Source organism: Streptococcus sp. CL6.22 (assembly GCF_049738055.1).
GTDB lineage: Bacteria > Bacillota > Bacilli > Lactobacillales > Streptococcaceae > Streptococcus > Streptococcus mitis_DJ.
The window spans coordinates 16,113-39,611 of sequence record NZ_JBKOTV010000012.1 but is presented as its reverse complement, the minus strand read 5'-3'; the positions used below and the strand labels follow the sequence as shown (position 1 = coordinate 39,611).

8 protein-coding genes are annotated in these 23,499 nt (G+C 39.1%); 7 read left to right on the top strand and 1 reads right to left on the bottom strand.

All coding sequences use genetic code 11. The features are described 5' to 3' along the window. The first annotated feature begins 20 nt into the window (after nucleotides 1–20). The 4 genes from ACLNCW_RS07255 (at nucleotide 21) to pyk (ending at nucleotide 17,759) form a co-directional block, all read left to right on the top strand. Nucleotides 21–11,873, top strand: a complete 11,853-nt coding sequence (locus ACLNCW_RS07255; protein WP_424845767.1) for a mucin-binding protein — start codon at nucleotides 21–23, stop codon at nucleotides 11,871–11,873. A gap of 133 nt (nucleotides 11,874–12,006) precedes the next feature. Beyond that, a complete protein-coding gene (locus ACLNCW_RS07250) occupies nucleotides 12,007–15,108 on the top strand; it encodes a DNA polymerase III subunit alpha (protein WP_424845765.1) in 3,102 nt (1,033 codons plus the stop codon). A gap of 81 nt (nucleotides 15,109–15,189) precedes the next feature. Then, the gene (pfkA, locus tag ACLNCW_RS07245) at nucleotides 15,190–16,197 is read left to right on the top strand and encodes a 6-phosphofructokinase (RefSeq protein WP_000820863.1); all 1,008 of its coding nucleotides are present in this window, start codon (nucleotides 15,190–15,192) and stop codon (nucleotides 16,195–16,197) included. A 56-nt stretch (nucleotides 16,198–16,253) separates the two neighbouring features. Next, nucleotides 16,254–17,759, top strand: a complete 1,506-nt coding sequence (gene pyk / locus ACLNCW_RS07240; protein WP_153198860.1) for a pyruvate kinase — start codon at nucleotides 16,254–16,256, stop codon at nucleotides 17,757–17,759. 319 nt (nucleotides 17,760–18,078) lie between these two features. Here pyk and ACLNCW_RS07235 read toward each other — a convergent pair whose 3' ends face one another. After that, nucleotides 18,079–19,065, bottom strand: a complete 987-nt coding sequence (locus ACLNCW_RS07235; protein WP_078238355.1) for an L-lactate dehydrogenase — start codon at nucleotides 19,063–19,065, stop codon at nucleotides 18,079–18,081. A 194-nt stretch (nucleotides 19,066–19,259) separates the two neighbouring features. Here ACLNCW_RS07235 and gyrA point away from each other — a divergent pair, with 194 nt between their 5' ends. From gyrA to ACLNCW_RS07220, 3 genes are all read left to right on the top strand, one after another. Further along, nucleotides 19,260–21,728, top strand: a complete 2,469-nt coding sequence (gyrA, locus tag ACLNCW_RS07230; RefSeq protein ID WP_424845762.1) for a DNA gyrase subunit A — start codon at nucleotides 19,260–19,262, stop codon at nucleotides 21,726–21,728. Next, a complete protein-coding gene (locus ACLNCW_RS07225) occupies nucleotides 21,728–22,471 on the top strand; it encodes a class A sortase (RefSeq protein ID WP_000018500.1) in 744 nt (247 codons plus the stop codon). Before gyrA ends, ACLNCW_RS07225 begins: the two co-directional genes overlap by 1 nt. Nucleotides 22,472–22,613: 142 nt before the next feature. Further along, the gene (locus ACLNCW_RS07220) at nucleotides 22,614–23,411 is read left to right on the top strand and encodes a formate/nitrite transporter family protein (RefSeq protein ID WP_424845760.1); all 798 of its coding nucleotides are present in this window, start codon (nucleotides 22,614–22,616) and stop codon (nucleotides 23,409–23,411) included. Nucleotides 23,412–23,499 lie beyond the last annotated feature (88 nt).

Sequence of the window (23,499 nt, the reverse complement as noted above, 5' to 3'; positions counted from 1 at the left end):
CAAATCCAGATGGAAGTGAAATGCTTACTTCATTTACATCGTCTCGCGATGAATCAAACGTTGGGGTAACATTTGCACTTTCTGCTACTTATAACGGGCGTATCGTAGATGTTAACGTAATTGCTGCGGATGCAGAAGAAGCTGGACGTACTGAAATTGTTCAATTCGAGACAGATGGAACGAAATGGGAACAATTCATGGCGTTAAACCTTCAAAAAGACATTGATGAAAAAACTGCTCAAGGAGTTTATCCAAGTAGACAAAGTGATGTTAATGCTGATGGACGTCTTGCAGAAGCAGGGTATAATCCAAAAGATTGGGTTAACGTAGATGAAAATGGGAACCCTTCTGCTTATGGAACAAATACATTCGGAGCTAACTACACATCTATGGGTTCTAAAAACTCATTACCAATTGCTCTATCTCAAAACGTTAAAACATTATCAATGTATTTAAACTCCGCAGGTGCGCAAGCAGGAACAATTGGTTTCATGATTTATGACGGTGGAGACGCTCCACAATCTTACGGCTCTGCACAACATATTATCGGGGACTTTAACAAAGAAGTTATTAAAGATGGTGTGAAAACTCAGGTAACAGCTACTCAGCCATACTTAGGTAATGTTAAAGGAGATCCAGATTTCCGTTCAACTAAAACTGACCCTTCAGGTGGCTGGGTACTAGATGACTTAATCACATCTGAGAAATATAAAGAAACACCATTAGAATCAGGAAAAACAATTGTAACAACAGATAAGGGTGTGACAGGTAAATACTTATTATTACCAAATGGAAATGCTGTTATTGAAAAAGCTGATAACACTCGTGTGCTTTTGAATCAAGGTGATGTTATTGAGATGGCAAATCCTCAAACGAAGCTTCCAATCCGTGGGGTTTATAACCATACAACTGGTGCTTTAGGTGAAGGTACTCTTGGCGATGAAGGAGAAAGTCAATTACTTGATCCAGCGGTGGCAACTGAGTATAAACTCCGCCAAGCACAAGGAAATGAATATGTTCTTGAAGGAGTTCGTGCTAATCTTGGTGTCAATAATGACAAAGCCTATGTTCGTGGTTGGGTAGATTTTAATAATAATGGTAAATTCGATCTTAATGAATCTTCAGAAATTGTAGAAGTTAACAAAAACGGAACTTACAATATTAAATTTAAAAATACACCTCAATTATTAGATACTTCAGCAGATAGCTTAGGTGTGCGTTTACGTATTTCGTTAACTAAAGATGAAATTCTAGAACCAACAGGTGTAGCATCATCAGGGGAAGTAGAAGACTTTGAAACACATGTGATTCACATGCCACGCGGTACTAAACATGAAACCAGTGACTTCCAAGGTCGTGAACAAACTGTTAAGTTACCAACAAATGCGATGTTTACAGCTAGTGGTAAAAACAAAGATTCCAAATATAAACAATGGGCTCAGATTGAAAATGAAAGCTTACCACCGAAAATTGTTTTAACAGATAAACAAGTGGCGTCAGAAGAAGCGTACACACCAACAGATAGCGAATTACCATCAAACTATCGTAAAGGTGATAATGGTAAAGTTTTCGTTGAACGTAATGGTGCAACAGTATTCACTGGAGAGTATGTAACCGTTAAAGATAAGAACAATAAAGTTCTCGGTAAAGGTCTAAAAATTACAAATCCATTGAATAACAAAACAGAATACTTACTTGACACATATACTGAATATGATACTGCAGGAAATGAAGTAGGTACATATAAAGTAAACCCAGCAAGTAACGGTAAGAATGTTTCTATTGGTAATGGTCTATATGAAACTACTTTAACCTTTAAACCGGTAGACGCATATGTAGGTACAGCAAAAGGTATTGCAGTTCGTGCATGGGATGATAACAATAGTTCAACTGGTTGGGAAGCAACAAATGATACTATCGAAGCTTCTAAAACATCTACTACACTAGCAGAAAAAGACAAGGTTCTTGAAAATGTAAATAATGGAAATAACGGCTACAAATCAATGGATACTAGCTATATTCCAACTGTTATTGACGTACGTCCAGTAGGTGAAGACACAATTACAGAAGATGTACAAGGTGCCGAGCAAAAATCTAATCCAACCATTCCTGCTTATGCAACTGTTGAAACAGTAACAAATGATAAGATTGAAGATACGAAGTATACAGCGAATTTTGCAATTTTAGATAAAACTAAAAAACCAACTTTAGCAACTAAAAAAGAAATTCCTGGAAAAGTATATACTGAAGATACAAAAGTTGATAAAGAAACAGAAGTAACATTACCTAGTGGAAACACAGCAACATTCAAACCGGCTGATAAGATTCCTGCAAATACAAGAATCGCTGAAACTGAAGCTGTGACAGTTAATGGAACAGGAGATGTACTTGTAAGTAATGTTCGATATGGTACTGGTTCAGTACCTGCAGGAGCAATTTTAGAAGGTGCAGAACCTACAGTTACAGAGCCGACAACAGTTTTAAGAAATGGAGCAAATGTTGTTATTCCAGTAGGAAGTAAAGTTCAAAAAGGTGATCAACTTGTTACTCCACTTAAGATAACTGGAGGAGCTCAAATAACTACATGGAAGAAAACATATCAAAATGGTGAGACTATTCCACAAGTTACGGCTGATAAATTCTCTGTTTTAGGGAAAGAGACTCCAGCGGATCAGCTTGTTCCGAAAGGTGAGAGTGTCACATTAAACGGAACAACATACAACGCTAACAATGATATTGTTCCAAAAGGATCTCGCGAAGCAACAACGTATGAGAACTTAATGGGTTCTAAACTTCCAGATGCAGTTCATATTGATCCTGAAACTGGAGAAGTTACAACAGTACCTCGTAGCTATACTAAAGTAACAGATACAGAAATCGTAATCGAAAATGAAGGTACGTACACATTAAATCAAGATAGTGGTGAAATTAAATTTACTCCACATCCTAAGTTCGTAGGTACAGGTACAGGTGTAGTAAAACAACAACCTGATATCGACTATAACGATAAAGTAGCAGGGGATTCTGTAACAAGTAAATATGGAACTGACTATGGTAAAGCGAAATATATTCCAATAGTTAAACCACAATCAAAAGCATCGATTACTCGTACAATTCACTATGTATACGAAAATGATAATGATAATCCAGCAAGTCAAGATTCTTATAAAGATAATGATCCAATCGTAGCTATCGATAACACACCAGTTACTCGTACACAAACGATTGACTATACTCGTGAATACAAGATCTTCTCTGAAGCAGGAACTACTGATACTGCGATTACAACTGCGAACCAAGTTACAGATGCAACTGGCCATGTTTATAAAGTTGGAGATACTATCCCAGCAGGAACACAGTTCAATCAAGGTTCAATTATCATTGGTAAATGGACAGCTTCAAGTGATGCAAACTCTAAATTCAAAGAAATTATCTCACCAACTGTTAAAGGATACACTGCTGAAGTAGTAACAGCTAACTTCACACCGAATGCTGATGGTAAGATGGGACACATTCACAATGGTAAACAACCTGTTGGATTATATACTCCAGTAGCTGATAATACGAAAGACGTTGGAGCTTATGAACCATTAGTATCAGAAGTTCGTTCAGACGACAAAGATGACTTCGATATGTATGTTGTTTACAAAGCTGATAAACAAAAAGCGAATGTAACGTATATCGACTTAGATGCAACAGGAGATGCTCGTATTCTTGAAGTTCAAAACGCTAATCCAGCTCCTGCAACAGGTGCAGATGCGAAAACAACATATGGTGTTCCAGAACTACAAGGTAAGTCTCATACAGCGATTCCTTATGCAACAGCTAAAACGATCAAGAAATATGAAGACCTTGGTTATGAATTAGTAACAGATGACTATACAAATAACTCTCAAGGTACAGCTGTAGAAGGTGGACGTAAGTTCGATGATGATAAAGAAGTAGATCAAGCATTCAATGTCTATCTACGTCACAAGAGAGTTACTCGTAAAATTAAAGACACTCAAAAAGTAACTCGTACAATCGAGTACAAATATGCAAGTACGGATGATGTACCAGCAGATAAACGTGGAACAACAGCAGCACCAACAGTGACCGAAACACTTCACTATGAACGTGACCGTACAATCGATTACACATTAGCTGCAAAAGAATATCCAACAGAATACGCTACTTATAAGGCTGTATTGGATAAGAGTGGATATGATTCTCCAGAAGAATACAAAGCTCGTACAGTTTACTACGATCACATCACAAACAAAGCAATTGCAGCAGATGCAACAGCTGCTCAAAAATCAATCGTTACATTTGGACCATGGACTCCAGTAGGTGGAACATCTAACGATGCGATTACATTATCTGATGCAGAAAAAGCTAAAGATGATAAATTCAACCTTGTTAACTCTCCAGAAGTAACTGGTTATGTTCCAGATAACGCTACCGTAGAAGCGACTGCAGCAATCGATGCTGAAGCAGATGACTACAAGATTACAGTTCTTTATACTCCAGTGGCACAAAAAGCTGTAGTTAAATTCGTAGAAGTAGATCCTACTAATACAGATAAAGTCATTACTCCAGGTCTTGCAGATCCAATCGCAGTAACAGGTAAATCTGAAGCAGCTTACCCAGCTACAACAGCAACTTCAGTAACTGATAAGATTGCTGAGCTTGCTAAGAAAGGTTACGAACTTGTAAATAACGGATTTGTATCAACAGACAAATTCGATAAAGATGCTGCAGTTGATCAAGAATATGTGGTGAAATTCAAAGCTAAAGTAGTAGATATTCCATCATTTGATCCAACAAAACCAGCAAGTAACGATAATCCAAAACCAACTCCAGGTGTAACACCACTCGATCCAAGTAATCCAGATGGACCAAAATGGACTGAAGCATTAATCAACGCTGTAAAAGTACAAGAAGAAGTAACACGTACAATTAAGTATGTATACGAAGACGGTACTCCAGTAGCAGAATCTAATCTAACAAGTGTAGCTGACAAGAAAGTTAAAACACTTAAATTTACTCGTCCTGGTAAGATTAATGTTGCGACAGGAGAAATCACATACGGAGATTGGTCAGCGAACCAAAAATTCGAAGCAGTAACATCTCCAGTATTAGAGAAATACACAGCGGCAGTTGCAGGTGTAACTCCAACAACAGCTGATGTACCAGAGAAAACTGTTGCGGCTACAGATAAAGACTTCGAAGAAGTAGTAGTATACAAAACTAAACTAATCACTGTTGATCCCAAAGCTCCAGGTTATAAAGAACCTAAGAAAGATGAGCCAATTAATCCAAATGATCCAAATGGACCAAAATGGACTGACGAATTACTTGCGAAATTGAAAAATACTGAAGAAGTAACACGTACAATTTCGTACACTTACTCAACAGAAGCAAGTGAATTGAACCAAGCTGAAAAAGATGGCAATAAAGCTGGAACGAATGTAGCTGATCCATTCACTACAAAAGTGAACTATACTCGTGTAGCTCAAGTGAACCCAGTAACAGGAGAAATCACATACGGAGAATGGGAAGCTAAAGATAATGACACTACATTAGAAGGAAAAGCAGAACTTCCTAAAGTAGCAGGTTATGTAGCGACAGGCGATGTAGATTCATCTAAGAAAGATGTAACATCAGTTAAAGCAGAAGATAAAGATATTACGGAAAAAGTAGTGTATAAAGCACTAGGTAAATATGTACCAGTTGTACCAGAAGGATTCACTCCTCCTACAATTCAAAATCCACAATATCCAAACTCAGATGATCCATCTAAACCAGGTGATCCAACAACTACAACAACGATTCCATATGTTCCAGGAACAACACCAGTAGGACCAGATGGACAACCGTTGACACCGAAAAACCCTGCTAATAAAGAAGAAGGATACTTACCACCAGCTCCAACAACACCAACAGGGGATACAACAATCGTTTATACGAAAGATGGTTCTCAAGTAGCTGTAACGAAATTTGTAGATACAACTGGTAAAGGATTAGAACCATCAGTAGTCGATACAGGAGATACAGGTAAAGCCTTTACGAAAGATGCGGATGTTACTGCGGCAATCAATAAGATCTTAGCTCGTGGATATGAAAAAGTAGCTAATGTAAATGCAGGTGAAAAAGATTATCCATCAACAGATGCTGAAAAAGTATTTGACGCTGATGCATCAACAAACCAAGAGTATACAGTAACATTCAAACCGATTGTTAAAGATATTCCAACTGATCCAACAACTCCAGGTTATGTGAAACCAGAACCAGGTCAACCAGTAGATCCAACAAAACCAGATGGACCAAAATGGCCAGAATCTGTTAAAGACTTGAAGACAACTGAATCTGTAACACGTACAATCAAGTATGTATATGAAAATGCAACTCCAGTAGAAGATGGCAAACTTGGAACAGATGTTGTAGCTAAGAAAGTTCAAACGCTTGAATTTACTAGAACAGCTAAAGTTAACCTTGTGACAGGAGAAGTTGAATATGGAGCATGGACACCTAAGACAACTGATGGATTTGAAGCTGTAATAACTCCTACAATTGACGGATACACTTCAGCATTAGTAAGTAATCCAACAGTAAGTGACGTACCAGCGAAAACTGTGACGGCAGATGCTGCTGATTATGAAGAAGTTGTAGTTTACAAAACAAAACAAATTACAATTGATCCAAAAGATCCAAACTTCGATCCTGAAAAACCAGTAGATCCAAAAAATCCAAATGGACCAAAATATAAAGATCTTAAACTGGCAGAAGAAGTAAAACGTACAATTACGTATACTTATGCAGATGATGTAGCAGATACTTCTAAACGTGGAACTGATGCAGAACCTAAACATGAAACTACAGTAAGCTTCACACGTACAGCATCAGTAAATGGAGTTACAGGTGAAATTACTTATAGTGAATGGACTGCTAAAGATAACGATACAACTCTTGAAGGTAAAGCTGTAGTACCAGTTAAAACTGGATACGTAGCTACAGGAGATGTTGAGTCATCTAAGCAAGATGTAACGGGTGTTAATGCAACGGATAAAGATATTATTGAAAAAGTTATCTATAAAGATTTAGGTAAATTTGTACCAGTTGTTCCAGAAGGATTCACTCCTCCGACAATTGAAAATCCACAATATCCAAACAATCCAGATGACCCTACAAAACCAGGAACACCAACAACAACGATTCCATATGTTCCAGGAACAACACCAGTAGGACCAGATGGACAACCATTAACTCAAAAAGATCCTAACGATCCAACGAAAGGTTATAACCCACCAACACCAACAAATCCAACTGAGGATACAACAATTGTTTATACGAAAGATGGTTCTCAAGTAGCGGTTGTTCATTTCATTGAAGTAAACAGTGAAACGGATAAGACTGAAAAAGGTGGAGTGGCTCAATCAATCGTTGATACTGGAGATACAGGAAAAGCATTTACGAAAGGTACAGAAGTAACAGCTACAATCGAAGCTCTGAAAGCTAAAGGATATACAGTTGTTGAAAACAACTACCCAGAAAATGGTAAGTTTGATGCAGACTCTAAGACTAACCAAGAATACAAAGTCCTTGTAGCGATTAAACCAGTAACTGTAAATCCAAATGATCCAGCACCAACTCCAGATAAACCAATTGATCCAAATAATCCAACAGGACCAAAATGGACTCCAGAGTTAATCAAAGAGTTAGAAGATGGACGTAAAGAAGAAGTTAAACGTACAATCAACTATGTATATGCAGACGGTAAGAAGGCTGCTGATTCAGTAGAAGAAACGAAAGAGTTCAAACGTTCAGCAACAATTAACCCAGTAACTGGTAAGATTACATTCGGAGACTGGTCACCAGCTCAAACATTTGAAGAAGTAACTTCACCAGAAATTAAGAATTACACTCCAAATAAAGTGACTGTACCAGCATCAGAAGTAACAGCAACTGCTGAAGACATTAATGAAACAGTAGTTTATACTACAAAACCAGTAACATTAGATCCTTCTAAACCAGCAGATCCAAATACTCCAGCTGTTACTCCAAAACCTGAAGACAAAGTACCAAACGATCCAAAAGGTCGTACGTACAAAGAATTAGGATTAATCGAAGAAGTAACGCACACAGTTCACTACAAACTAGCTGACGGATCAGATGCAGGTATCCCTGATAATGTCCAAACATTAACATTCACTCGTACAGCTGACTTAGATCCAGTAACTGGAGCAATCTCTAACTTTAGTGATTGGAAAGCTAAAGGTGACGATACAACAATCGATTCTATAACAACTCCAGATAAACCTGGATATGTAGCTTCAGCCGCTAAATCTACAGCTCGTGAAAATGTTAAAGCTACAGATAAAGATAGTGAAGAAACAATTATCTACCGTAAACTTGGTTCATATGTACCAGTAATTCCTGAAGGAGTAACACCTCCAGCGAACACTGACTTAACTCCAAAACCATATCCAAATGATCCAAACGATCCTACAAAACCAGGGACACCTGCTGAAACTCCAGTAGTACCATACATCCCTGGAACAACACCTGTAGGACCAAACGGTAAACCATTAACTCCGAAAGATCCTAACGATCCAACGAAAGGATATGAAGTACCAAAAGTACCGGAAGATCCAACTCAAAACACTACAATCACGTATGTTAAGGATGGTTCTCAAGTAGCTCTAGTTCACTTCATTAAAGCTGATGGAACTGCAGTTCACGTATCAGTTGCGGAAGCAGGAGACACAGGTAAAGCAATCAAGACAACAAATGTTGATAACGTTAAAGCTGAGTTAGAAGCTAAAGGTTATGAAGTTGTTGAACCAACTGATCCAGCTTATACAGCAGAACGTGTAGCATTCTACGCTGAGGAAAACCGTACATTCGATGACAAAGACGATAAAGGTGATAAAGGAATTAGCCAAGTTTACTACGTAATCGTTAAAGAAGGAATTACTCCAATCGATCCAGATAAACCGCTAGATCCAAATAATCCTAATGTTACTCCAAAACCAGGAGACAAAGTACCGGGAGATCCAAAACAACGTACTTACGAACAACTTGGATTACTAGATGAAGTAAATCGTACAATCAACTACAGATACGCAAATACTGATAAAGTAGACGCTGATAAACGTGGTCAAGAGGCTCGTCCAACTGTAGAACAAAAACTTCGTTACTCTCGTAAAGGTGATCTAAACAAAGTAACAGGTGAAATCACATATACTTCTGACTGGACAGAACCACAAACATTAGCTGAGGTAACATCTCCAGTAATCGAAGGATATGCTGCAGATATTAAAGCAGCTGAAAAAGTAGAAAATGTTGCTCACGATGCAGCTGATTCAGTAGTGAATGTCGTTTACACACCACTAGGTAAATATGTACCAAAAGTACCAGAAGGATTCGAAGTTCCAAATATTGATAAACCTCAATATCCAAACGATCCAACAGATCCAACGAAACCAGGAACACCAACAACACCGATTCCTTATGTTCCAGGAACAACTCCAAAAGATCCAAATGGAAATCCACTGAAACCAGTAGATCCAAACGATCCAAGTAAAGGTTATGTTCCACCAACACCTGAAAACCCAACAGAAGATACTGAAATCACTTATGAGAAAGATACTCAAAAAGCGAAAGTAACTTATGTGGTAGAAGGAACAGGAACAGTACTTCATACAGATAACCTAGAAGGTAAATCTGGAGAGCCAATCAAGTACTCAACAGCAGATAAACTTGCAGACTTGAAGAAACTTGGATATGACTTAGTAACTGACGGATTCACAACAGCTACAGATAAGAACTACGATAAAGATACAAAAGCAGATCAAGTCTTCGAAGTAACGGTTAAACCACACGTTGAGCCACTTAAACCAGTTGATCCAGAAAATCCAAATGATCCAAACAAACCAAAACCGGGTGATCCAATCGATCCAAACAACCCTAATGGACCAAAATGGACAGAAGATCTAATTAAGAAGATTGACACAACTCGTCACGTGAACCGTACAATCACATACGTTAACGAAAAAGGTGAGGAAGTGGCTAAGAAAGTAACAGATAAAGTTACATTCACTCGTGAAGCTAAGATTAACTCTGTAACAGGTGAAATCACATACGGTAACTGGACAGCTAAAGATGGAGATACAACATTCGATAAAGTTGAATCACCAGTCGTTAAAGGCTACATCCTGAAAGATGCCAAACAAAAAGAAGTAGCAGCTACAACAGGATTAACTGCAGACTCTAAAGATGAAAATATCGAAGTTGTCTACACTAAACTTGGTTCATGGATTCCAAAAGTACCAGAAGGTTCTACACCAGTTCCTCCGGTTACGTATCCAAACGATCCAAAAGATCCAACTAAACCTGGAACTGATAAACCTAAAGTGCCTTATATCCCAGGAACTACACCGGTGGTGCCAAAAGATCCAACTAAACCAATTAGTCCGGATAACCCACTAGTTCCATTAACACCAGTAGATCCAAACGATCCAACTAAAGGATATGAAGTACCACCAGTACCAACAGATCCAGGAACTGATACGCGAATCACTTACGTAACTGATAAACAAAAAGCTATCACTAACTTCGTAGATGAAAAAGGTAAAGTAGTATCAACTCCAGTAATTGATGAAGGTGATTCAGGAGCTAACTTCACTAAGTCTAAAGTTGATGAAGTAACTAAGACTATTGAAAAACTTGAAAAAGCTGGTTATAGAGTCGTTAAGAACGAGTTCCCATCTAAAGATACAGATAGAGTATTTGATAAAGATAAATCTGTAGATCAAATCTTCACTGTAACAGTAGCTGAAAGAATTATTCCAGTTACACCAGGTAAACCAATAGATCCAACTGATCCAAACTTACCGAAGAATCCAGATGGAACACCTGTGACACCATCTACACCAGAACCAGGTAAACCAGTATTCCCTAACGATCCAAACAGCCCAGTATGGCCAAATACTGTGAAAGATCTTGTAACTGAGAAATCAGCTACACGTACGATCAAGTATGTAGATCGCAATGGAAACGAAGTTTCTGAAACTCGTGTTGAAACAATCAAGTTCACACGTGAAGCGAAAGTTAACTTAGTAACTGGTGAAATCACATATGGTGAATGGACAACAGATCGTAACGATAATATCTTCAACGGTTACCCAGTACCAGTTGTGAAAGGATACATCGCTAAAGCTGGTGATCTAGAATCATCAACTAAAGATGTACAAGTAACTCCTGATACAATCAAGGATATCAATGAAACAGTGATTTACGATAAGTTAGGTTCATGGGTACCGAATATCCCAGGAACACCAACAGATCCACTTCCATATCCAAACGATCCAAAAGATCCAACTAAACCAGGAACAGATAAACCTAAAGTGCCTTATGTACCAGGATTTATCCCTGTAGACCCAGAAGGTCAACCATTGAAACCAGTTGATCCAAATGATCCAACGAAAGGATACGAAGTACCAGACGTACCTGGTGATCCAACGCAAGATACACCAATCAACTACATTCCTAAGGATCCTACACCAAATCCAACTCCATACCCAGGTCCAACTCCAGCTCCAACTCCTAAACCAGAGCCTAAGCCGGAACCAAAACCTGAGCCAAAACCAGAACCAGAAACTCCACAACCTGTAACACCTGCAGATAATGGAGATAACAACGGAAATAATAATGGTACTCCAGCAACTCTAGCTCAACCAGCAGCGCCTTCTACACCTCAATACATGGATGGTCAACGTGAACTTCCAAATACAGGTACAGAAGATCACGCTAGCCTTGCAGCACTCGGACTTCTAGGAGCCCTAAGTGGATTTGGATTGATTGCTCGTAAGAAAAGAGAAGATGAAGAATAATCATTTTGCTCTATATTAAATGCTGACTTGCAATCAAATACAGAAAGAACTTGAGATTTACTATCTCAGGTTCTTTTCTTTCTCTTTTTGAAAATGGTATAATATAGTGAGAACGATAGAGGAGAAGTGTAAATTGATCGCACAACTAGATACAAAAACAGTCTATAGTTTTATGGAGAGTGTCATTTCAATCGACAAGTATGTGAGAGTAGCAAAAGACTATGGCTACACTCATTTGGCTATGATGGATATTGATAATCTTTATGGTGCTTTTGACTTTCTAGAGGTTACAAAAAAATACGGCATTCATCCTTTACTAGGGCTTGAAATGACTGTGTTTGTAGATAATCAGGAAGTGAATCTGCGCTTTTTAGCTTTATCTAGTGTGGGCTATCAGCAGTTGATGAAGCTTTCAACAGCCAAGATGCAGGGGGAGAAAAGTTGGTCAGTTCTATCTCAGTATCTAGAGGATATTGTGGTAATTGTGCCTTATTTTGAAGAGCTTGAGTTGTTAAATCTAGGCTGTGATTACTATATAGGGGTTTACCCAGAAACACTGGCCAGCGAATTTCACCATCCTATTTTACCATTGTATCGGGTCAATACATTTGAAAGTAAGGATAGAGAAGTTCTTCAAGTATTAACAGCGATTAAAGAAAATCTACCGCTCAGAGAAGTCCCTTTGCGTTCGAAACAAGATGTTTTTATATCAGCAAGTTCTTTAGAGAAACTATTCCAAGAACGTTTTCCGCAAGCCTTGGACAATTTAGAAAAGCTTATTTCAGGCATCTCTTATGACTTGGATACTAGTCTGAAATTGCCTCGCTTTAATCCAGCTAGACCAGCAGTAGAAGAGTTGAGAGAACGTGCTGAATTGGGGCTTGCTCAGAAGGGGTTAACTGGTAAAGAATATCAAGACCGTCTAGACCAAGAATTGGCTGTTATTCATGATATGGGCTTTGATGATTATTTCTTGGTTGTCTGGGATTTGTTGCGTTTTGGACGTTCGAATGGCTATTATATGGGAATGGGACGAGGTTCCGCAGTTGGTAGCTTGGTTTCCTATGCTTTAGACATTACAGGGATTGACCCAGTAGAGAAAAATCTGATTTTTGAACGTTTCCTCAATCGTGAACGCTATACTATGCCTGATATTGATATTGATATCCCAGATATTTATCGTCCAGATTTTATCAGATATGTTGGTAATAAATACGGCAGTAAACATGCGGCTCAAATCGTTACTTTTTCAACCTTTGGTGCTAAACAAGCTTTGCGAGATGTCTTGAAGCGCTTTGGTGTTCCAGAGTATGAATTATCTGCAATTACCAAGAAAATCAGTTTTCGTGATAATCTCAAGTCGGCCTATGAGGGTAACCTCCAGTTTCGTCAGCAAATCAATAGTAAGTTAGAATACCAAAAAGCTTTTGAAATTGCCTGCAAGATTGAGGGATATCCAAGACAAACCTCTGTCCATGCGGCTGGTGTTGTGATCAGTGACCAAGATTTGACTAACTACATCCCTCTAAAGCATGGTGACGAAATTCCACTGACACAGTATGATGCTCATGGAGTTGAAGCAAGTGGACTTTTGAAAATGGATTTTCTGGGGCTACGAAATTTGACCTTTGTCCAGAAGATGCAAGAATTGCTTGCTGAAACAGAAGATATTCACTTGAAAATTGAAGAAATCGATTTGGAAGATAAAGAAACGCTAGCTCTTTTTGCTTCTGGCAATACAAAAGGTATCTTTCAATTTGAGCAACCTGGTGCCATTCGGCTACTTAAGCGTGTTCAACCAGTCTGTTTTGAAGATGTAGTAGCAACTACTTCCCTAAATCGACCAGGTGCTAGTGATTATATCAATAATTTTGTAGCTAGAAAACATGGGCAGGAAGAAGTGACTGTTCTAGATCCAGCTCTGGAGGATATTTTGGCTCCAACTTATGGAATTATGCTCTATCAGGAGCAGGTTATGCAGGTTGCTCAGCGCTTTGCTGGATTTAGTCTTGGGAAGGCCGATATTTTGCGTCGAGCTATGGGTAAAAAGGATGCCACTGCCATGCATGAGATGAGGGCTTCCTTTATTCAAGGCTCCATAGAAGCTGGTCATACTGCGGAAAAAGCAGAGCAGGTTTTTGATGTTATGGAGAAGTTTGCAGGTTATGGATTTAATAGATCTCACGCCTATGCCTACTCAGCCTTGGCCTTCCAGTTGGCTTATTTTAAAACACATTATCCAGCCATTTTTTATCAGGTCATGTTAAATTCTGCCAACAGTGATTATGTAACAGATGCCTTAGAAGCAGGTTTTGAAGTAGCCCCATTGTCCATTAATACTATTCCCTATCACGATAAAATTGCGAACAAGTCTATCTATCTAGGTTTGAAATCGATTAAGGGGCTCAGCAAGGATTTGGCTATTTGGATTATTGAACATAGACCTTATTCTAATATTGAAGATTTTTTAGCTAAACTACCTGAGAATTATTTGAAACTTCCCTTGCTGGAACCTTTGGTAAAAGTTGGTCTTTTCGATTCATTTGAAAAAAATCGTAAAAAAGTATTCAATAATTTAGTTAATCTATTTGAATTTGTGAAAGTATTAGGAAGCTTATTTGGAGAGACTATCTATAGTTGGCAAGATTCGGAGGACTGGACGGAGCAAGAAAAATTCTACATGGAACAAGAGCTCCTAGGAGTAGGCGTCAGCAAACATCCTCTACAAGCTATTGCAAGTAAGGCTATTTATCCGATTACTCCTATTAGTAATTTGTCAGAAAATAGCTATGCTATTATCTTGGTTGAAGTTCAGAAGATAAAAGTAATTCGTACCAAAAAAGGTGAAAATATGGCTTTCTTACAGGTGGATGACAGTAAGAAAAAATTGGATGTTACCCTCTTTTCAGATTTATATCGACAGGTTGCTCAGGAAGTAAGAGAAGGAGCCTTCTACTATATTAAAGGGAAAGTCCAGTCACGTGACGGTCGTCTGCAAATGATTGCACAAGAAATAAGAGAAGCAGTGGCTGAGCGCTTTTGGATTCAGGTAAAAAATTATGACTCGGATCAAGAAATGTCACGTATTTTAGACCAGTATAAAGGCCCAATCCCAGTCATTATCAGGTATGAAGAGGAACAGAGAACAATTGTTTCTCCCCATCATTTTGTAGCTAAATCTGATGAATTAGAAGCGAAATTGAATGGAATCGTTATGAAAACGATTTATCGCTAAAATTACGGAAAATAGAAGAATTTTCAACGTAAATGTGGTATAATCAGTAAGAATGTTAAAAGAAAAAGGAGCATAACCAATATGAAACGTATTGCTGTTTTGACTAGTGGTGGAGACGCCCCTGGTATGAACGCTGCCATCCGTGCAGTTGTTCGTCAAGCAATTTCAGAAGGAATGGAAGTGTTTGGTATCTATGACGGATATGCTGGTATGGTTGCCGGTGAAATTCATCCCCTAGATGCAGCTTCAGTAGGAGACATCATTTCTCGTGGTGGTACTTTCCTTCACTCAGCTCGCTACCCAGAGTTCGCTCAACTTGAAGGGCAACTTAAAGGGATTGAGCAATTGAAAAAACACGGGATTGAAGGTGTAGTTGTTATCGGTGGTGACGGATCTTACCACGGTGCTATGCGTTTGACTGAGCATGGCTTCCCAGCTATCGGTCTTCCAGGTACAATCGATAACGATATCGTTGGTACTGACTTCACAATCGGTTTTGACACAGCGGTTACGACTGCTATGGATGCTATCGATAAGATTCGTGATACGTCATCAAGTCACCGTCGTACTTTTGTTATCGAAGTTATGGGACGTAACGCAGGTGATATCGCTCTTTGGGCAGGTATCGCAACTGGTGCTGATGAAATCATCATTCCTGAAGAAGGCTTCAAGATTGAAGATATCGTAGAAAGCATTAAATGTGGTTATGAGTGTGGTAAAAAACACAACATCATCGTCTTGGCAGAAGGTGTAATGTCTGCAGCTGAATTTGGTCAAAAACTAAAAGAAGCTGGGGATACAAGCGACCTTCGTGTGACAGAACTTGGACATATTCAACGTGGTGGTTCTCCAACTGCGCGTGACCGTGTTTTGGCGTCACGTATGGGTGCCCATGCTGTTAAACTTCTTAAAGAAGGTATCGGTGGTGTTGCGGTTGGTATCCGTAACGAGAAAATGGTTGAAAACCCAATTCTTGGAACTGCAGAAGAAGGAGCATTGTTTAGCCTTACTGCAGATGGTAAGATTGTGGTTAACAACCCACACAAGGCTGACCTTGAGCTATCTAGCTTGAATAAGAGCTTGTCATAATTTATAATTTAGTTAATAAGACCAAAAAGGTCATATATAAAGGAGTCACAAAAATCATGAATAAACGTGTAAAAATCGTTGCAACTTTGGGACCTGCGGTAGAAATCCGTGGTGGTAAAAAATTTGGTGATGACGGATACTGGGGTGAAAAACTTGATGTTGAAGCTTCAGCTAAAAACATTGCCAAATTGATTGAAGCTGGTGCTAACACATTCCGTTTCAACTTCTCACACGGTGACCACCAAGAACAAGGTGAGCGTATGGCAACTGTTAAACTTGCAGAAAAACTTGCAGGTAAAAAAGTTGGTTTCCTTCTTGATACAAAAGGACCAGAAATCCGTACAGAATTGTTCGAAGGTGAAGCTAAAGAGTATTCATACAAAACTGGTGAGAAAATCCGTGTTGCAACTAAACAGGGAATCAAATCAACTCGTGATGTGATTGCATTGAACGTTGCTGGTGCTCTTGATATCTATGATGATGTTGAAGTTGGTCGTCAAGTTTTGGTTGACGATGGTAAACTTGGTCTTCGTGTGGTTGCTAAAGATGATGCAACTCGTGAATTTGAAGTTGAAGTTGAAAACGATGGCGTAATTGCTAAACAAAAAGGTGTTAACATCCCTAACACTAAAATTCCTTTCCCAGCACTTGCTGAACGCGATAACGATGACATTCGCTTCGGTCTTGAACAAGGTATCAACTTCATCGCGATTTCATTCGTACGTACTGCTAAAGACGTGAACGAAGTTCGTGCAATCTGTGAAGAAACTGGAAATGGACATGTTCAATTGTTCGCTAAAATCGAAAACCAACAAGGTATCGATAACTTGGATGAAATCATCGAAGCTGCTGATGGTATCATGATCGCTCGTGGTGACATGGGTATCGAAGTACCATTCGAAATGGTTCCAGTTTACCAAAAAATGATTATCACTAAAGTCAATGCTGCAGGTAAAGTTGTTATCACTGCAACAAACATGCTTGAAACAATGACTGAAAAACCACGTGCAACTCGTTCAGAAGTATCAGACGTATTTAACGCTGTTATCGACGGAACTGACGCTACAATGCTTTCAGGTGAGTCTGCAAACGGTAAATACCCACTTGAGTCAGTAACTACAATGGCTACAATCGACAAGAACGCTCAAACTCTTCTTAACGAATACGGTCGTTTGAACTCAGATTCATTTGAACGTAACTCTAAGACAGAAGTAATGGCTTCAGCTGTTAAAGATGCTACTAACTCAATGGATATCAAATTGGTTGTAACTCTTACTAAGACAGGTCACACTGCACGTTTGATTTCTAAATACCGTCCAAATGCTGACATCTTGGCATTGACATTCGACGAATTGACAGAACGTGGATTGATGTTGAACTGGGGTGTTATCCCAATGTTGACAGATGCTCCATCATCAACTGACGATATGTTCGAAATCGCTGAACGTAAAGCAGTTGAAGCAGGACTTGTACAATCTGGTGACGATATCGTTATCGTAGCTGGTGTGCCAGTTGGAGAAGCTGTTCGTACAAACACAATGCGTATCCGTACAGTACGCTAATCAAAATGAAAAAAAGCCTATCATATCAAGCTTTCTAGCCTGTATGATGGGCTCTTTTTTTGTTCATGGGGCACTTATGGGGCAAAACTTTTTACTTTCTATTCAATGCGACGGTATCAAGTGCATCAAGTCCAGCTTGCTCCATGCCTTTTGTAACGTGTGTATAGATCTGATTGGTAGTTTTTCGGATTTATGCTCGAACTGTGACATGATAGCTTTTAAAGTTATGTTGTTTTTTACGTAAATTTCATAAAATATTTAGTTAAGATAGAGATAAAAAATAACTCCCTGATGACTCAAGGAGTTATTACTATCTAAATTAGTTTTTAGAAGCAGCTTGGAATTCTGGGTTTTTCCATGCTTCGTCAATAATAGCTTGTAATTCATTTGCAGATGCTTGCATTTTTTGAGTTTCTGCGTCGTTCAATGGGATATTTACTGGACGAACAATACCATGTGCACCTACAACAGCTGGTTGACCGATAAAGACGTTTTTAATTCCGTATTGACCTTCTTGGAATACTGAAAGTGGAAGTACTGCGTTTTCATCGTCAAGGATTGCTTTAGTAATACGAGCAAGGGCTACTGCGATACCGTAGTATGTTGCACCTTTTTTGTTGATGATTGTGTAAGCTGCATCACGAACACCTTCGAACAATTCAATCAATTCAGCTTCTTGAACATTTTGAGTGTCTTTAAGGAATTCTTCAAGGTTTACACCAGCGATGTTAGCGTGTGACCAAACAGCGAACTCAGAGTCACCGTGTTCACCCATAATGTAGGCGTGGACTGAACGAGCATCAACATCCAATTTTTCAGCAAGTGCTTGACGGAAACGAGCTGAGTCAAGTGAAGTACCTGAACCGATAACGCGTTCTTTAGGGAATCCAGAGAATTTCCAAGTTGAGTAAGTCAAGACGTCAACTGGGTTAGCAGCAACAAGGAAGATACCTTTGAAACCTGATTCAACAACTTGAGTTACAATTGATTTGTTGATAGCAAGGTTTTTACCTACAAGGTCAAGACGAGTTTCACCTGGTTTTTGAGGCGCACCTGCAGTGATTACAACAAGGTCAGCGTCTGCACAGTCAGAGTATTGAGCTGCATAGATTTTTTTAGGTGAAGTGAAGGCAAGGGCGTGACTAAGGTCAAGCGCGTCACCAACAGCTTTTTCATGCAATTGTGGAATTTCGATAATTCCAAGCTCTTGTGCAATTCCTTGGTTAACAAGTGCAAAAGCGTAAGAAGAACCTACAGCACCATCACCGACAAGGATAACTTTTTTGTGTTGTTTAGTTGAAGTCATTATTCTAAACATCTCCTTAATTTTATTCAGGGATTTCCCCAGTTATTTCAATTTTATCACTTTTAAAAAGCTTTGTCACGGATATACATTTCAGTTCTTGATGTAAACGTTTTAGTGGTTTTAGATACCTGAAATATAGCGGACATTATGGTATAATATAGTTAATTACTAATAGTGAAATGAGGCATTTATTAATGCAGGATAGAAATTTAGTGAATGTCAATCTGACAAAGGAGATGAAGACGAGCTTTATTGACTACGCTATGAGTGTTATCGTAGCGCGGGCTCTTCCTGATGTTCGAGATGGCTTGAAACCCGTCCACCGTCGGATTCTCTACGGAATGAATGAACTGGGTGTTACTCCAGACAAACCTCATAAAAAATCTGCTCGTATTACAGGGGATGTCATGGGTAAATATCACCCACACGGGGATTCCTCTATCTATGAAGCCATGGTCCGTATGGCTCAATGGTGGAGCTATCGTTACATGCTTGTAGATGGTCATGGGAACTTTGGTTCCATGGATGGTGATGGTGCTGCCGCCCAGCGTTACACTGAGGCACGTATGAGCAAGATTGCTCTGGAGATGCTTCGTGATATTAACAAAAATACAGTTGACTTCGTTGATAACTATGATGCCAATGAACGTGAACCCTTGGTCTTGCCAGCGCGCTTTCCTAATCTTTTGGTTAATGGAGCAACTGGTATTGCTGTTGGGATGGCAACCAATATTCCACCTCATAACCTTGGTGAAACCATTGATGCAGTGAAGTTGGTCATGGACAATCCTGAAGTGACCACTAAGGACTTGATGGAAGTCCTGCCTGGGCCAGATTTTCCAACTGGTGCTCTTGTCATGGGGAAATCAGGTATCCATAAGGCCTACGAAACAGGTAAAGGTTCTATTGTCCTTCGTTCTCGTACTGAAATTGAGGAAACTAAGACTGGCCGTGAGCGTATTGTTGTAACAGAATTTCCTTATATGGTCAATAAAACAAAGGTGCATGAGCATATTGTTCGTTTGGTTCAGGAAAAACGCATTGAGGGCATCACAGCAGTACGTGATGAGTCAAACCGTGAAGGTGTTCGCTTTGTTATCGAAGTCAAGCGCGATGCCTCAGCCAATGTTATTCTTAATAACCTTTTCAAGATGACCCAGATGCAAACCAACTTTGGTTTCAATATGCTTGCTATCCAAAATGGCGTACCGAAGATTTTGTCTCTTCGTCAGATTTTGGATGCTTATATTGAGCACCAAAAAGAAGTGGTTGTTCGTCGTACTCGTTTTGATAAGGAAAAAGCAGAAGCGCGTGCTCATATTTTAGAAGGTCTCTTGATTGCGCTAGACCATATCGACGAAGTGATTCGCATCATCCGTGCTAGTGAAACGGATGCGGAAGCACAAGCTGAGTTGATGAGTAAGTTTAAGCTTTCTGAACGTCAAAGTCAAGCCATTCTTGATATGCGTCTTCGTCGTTTGACAGGTTTGGAACGCGATAAGATTCAGTCTGAGTATGATGACCTCTTGGCTCTGATTGCAGATTTAGCAGATATTCTTGCTAAGCCCGAACGTGTTTCTCAAATCATTAAAGATGAATTAGACGAAGTTAAGCGTAAGTTTGGCGACCAACGTCGTACTGAATTAATGGTCGGTGAAGTCTTAAGCCTTGAAGATGAGGACTTGATTGAGGAATCAGATGTCTTAATTACGCTTTCTAACAAGGGCTACATCAAACGTCTGGACCAAGACGAATTTACCGCTCAAAAACGTGGTGGTCGTGGTGTTCAAGGTACGGGAGTTAAGGATGACGATTTTGTTCGTAAGTTAGTGTCAACTAGCACCCATGATCACCTACTCTTCTTTACAAATAAAGGACGCGTCTATCGCCTGAAAGGCTATGAAATTCCTGAGTATGGCCGTACTGCTAAGGGCTTGCCGATTGTCAATCTTTTGAAATTGGATGAAGGCGAAAGTATTCAAACCATCATCAATGTTGATTCTGAACGCAGTGATGACGCTTATCTCTTCTTCACAACTCGTCATGGTATTGTGAAGAGAACCAGCGTTAAGGAATTTGCTAACATTCGTCAAAATGGACTTAAAGCACTGAACCTTAAAGATGAAGATGAACTGATTAATGTCTTGTTGACGGAAGAAGATACGGACATTATCATTGGTACCAAGTTTGGTTATGCAGTTCGCTTTAATCAATCAGCCGTTCGTGGAATGAGTCGTATCGCTACGGGGGTGAAAGGTGTTAATCTCCGTGATGGGGACACAGTTGTTGGTGCTAGTGTGATTACAGACCAGGACGAGGTTCTTATCATCACTGAAAAAGGATATGGTAAGCGCACCGTTGCGACTGAATATCCAACAAAAGGTCGTGGTGGTAAAGGGATGCAAACTGCTAAAATTACTGAAAAGAATGGTTCCCTTGCTGGTCTTATGACAGTAAAAAGCGATGAGGATTTGATGATTATCACTGATACAGGTGTCATGATTCGAACCAACGTTGCCAATATTTCACAAACAGGTCGCTCAACTATGGGAGTTAAAGTGATGCGCCTGGACCAAGATGCTAAAATTGTAACCTTTACTACGGTTACAGCGGCAGAAAAAGAAGAAGTTGGGGCAGAAAACGAAACAGAAGGTGAAGCATAATGTCTCATAAAAAGAACAAAAAGAAAACAAACCGTAAAAATTTACTAATCAATATCCTGGCAGGATTTTTAATTCTCTTGTCACTTGCTTTGATTTTCAATTCAAAAATTCGTGATATGTTCATGGTTTGGAATACTAATAAATACCAAGTCAGCCAGGTATCAAAAGAAAAATTGGAAGAAAATCAAGATACAGAAGGAAATTTTGACTTTGATTCAGTAAAAGCTATCTCGTCAGAAGCTGTCTTATCCTCACAATGGGATTCGCAAAAATTGCCTGTTATCGGTGGAATTGCTGTTCCTGAGGTAGAAATTAACTTGCCTATTTTTAAGGGGCTCGATAATGTCAATCTCTTCTATGGAGCTGGTACAATGAAGCGTGACCAAGTGATGGGGAAAGGAAACTATTCACTTGCGAGCCATCACATCTTCACGGCGGAAAATGCCAGTCAAATGCTTTTTTCTCCACTGTCACGTGCTAAAAATGGGATGAAAATTTATCTAACTGATAAGGATAAAGTTTATACCTATGAAATCCGTGAAGTGAAGCATGTGACTCCAGATCGCGTCGATGAGATTGATGACCGTAGTGGTGTTGATGAAATCACGCTTGTAACCTGTGTAGACTATGATGCGACAGAGCGTATTATCGTAAAAGGTGATTTGAAAGATACAAAAGACTATTCACAAACCCCTGAAGAAATTCTAACAGCTTTCAATCAACCATATAAACAACGCTATTAAAGATAAAATCAGTAAAATCTTAGGTTTTACTGATTTTTTATAGATTGCGTTTCAAAATAAACTGTTATGAAATACAGAAAACGTTTCCTTAATTCTAAAGTTTGTGATATAATTATCAGGTAAAAAATTTTAGGAGTTTATTATGGTTTCTTCAGAATTTATCTCAAAGATTGAATTTGCTTGCAAGAAGAAGGAAAGTCTTTATAGTCAAAGCAAATTTAAGTATGCGATTCGTTCTATGTTCGCAGGTGCATTTTTAACCTTCAGTACTGCTGCTGGTGCAGTTGGGGCTGACTTGATTAATAAAATTGCGCCAGGTAGTGGACGTTTTCTTTTCCCCTTTGTCTTTGCTTGGGGCTTGGCCTACATTGTTTTCTTGAATGCTGAGTTGGTAACATCAAACATGATGTTCTTGACTGCTGGTAGTTTTTTGAAAAAAATCTCTTGGAGAAAAACAGCTGAGATTTTACTTTACTGTACCTTGTTCAACCTTATCGGGGCTTTGATAGCAGGTTGGGGTTTTGCCCACTCAGCAGCTTATGCACATCTGACTCACGATAGTTTCATCTCAGGGGTTGTTGAGATGAAGTTAGGCCGTTCAAATGAATTAATCTTGCTTGAGGCGATTTTAGCAAATATTTTCGTTAATATTGCGATTCTTTCATTTGTTTTAGTCAAAGATGGCGGCGCTAAACTATGGCTCGTTTTATCAGCGATTTACATGTTTGTATTCTTAACAAATGAGCACATCGCTGCGAACTTTGCTTCTTTCGCGATTGTAAAATTCAGTGTTGCTGCTGACTCAATTGCCAACTTCGGTTTTGGAAATATGCTTCGCCACTGGGGTGTAACCTTCGTCGGAAACTTGATTGGTGGAGGTCTTTTGGTTGGTCTTCCATATGCCTTCCTCAATAAAAACGAAGATACTTATGTAGATTAAGAAAATGAGCACGATTAATTCGTGCTTTTTTCGTTTTTAAATTGAGTAATAGCTATTTCTTATATCAAAATATAGAAAACTGATATTT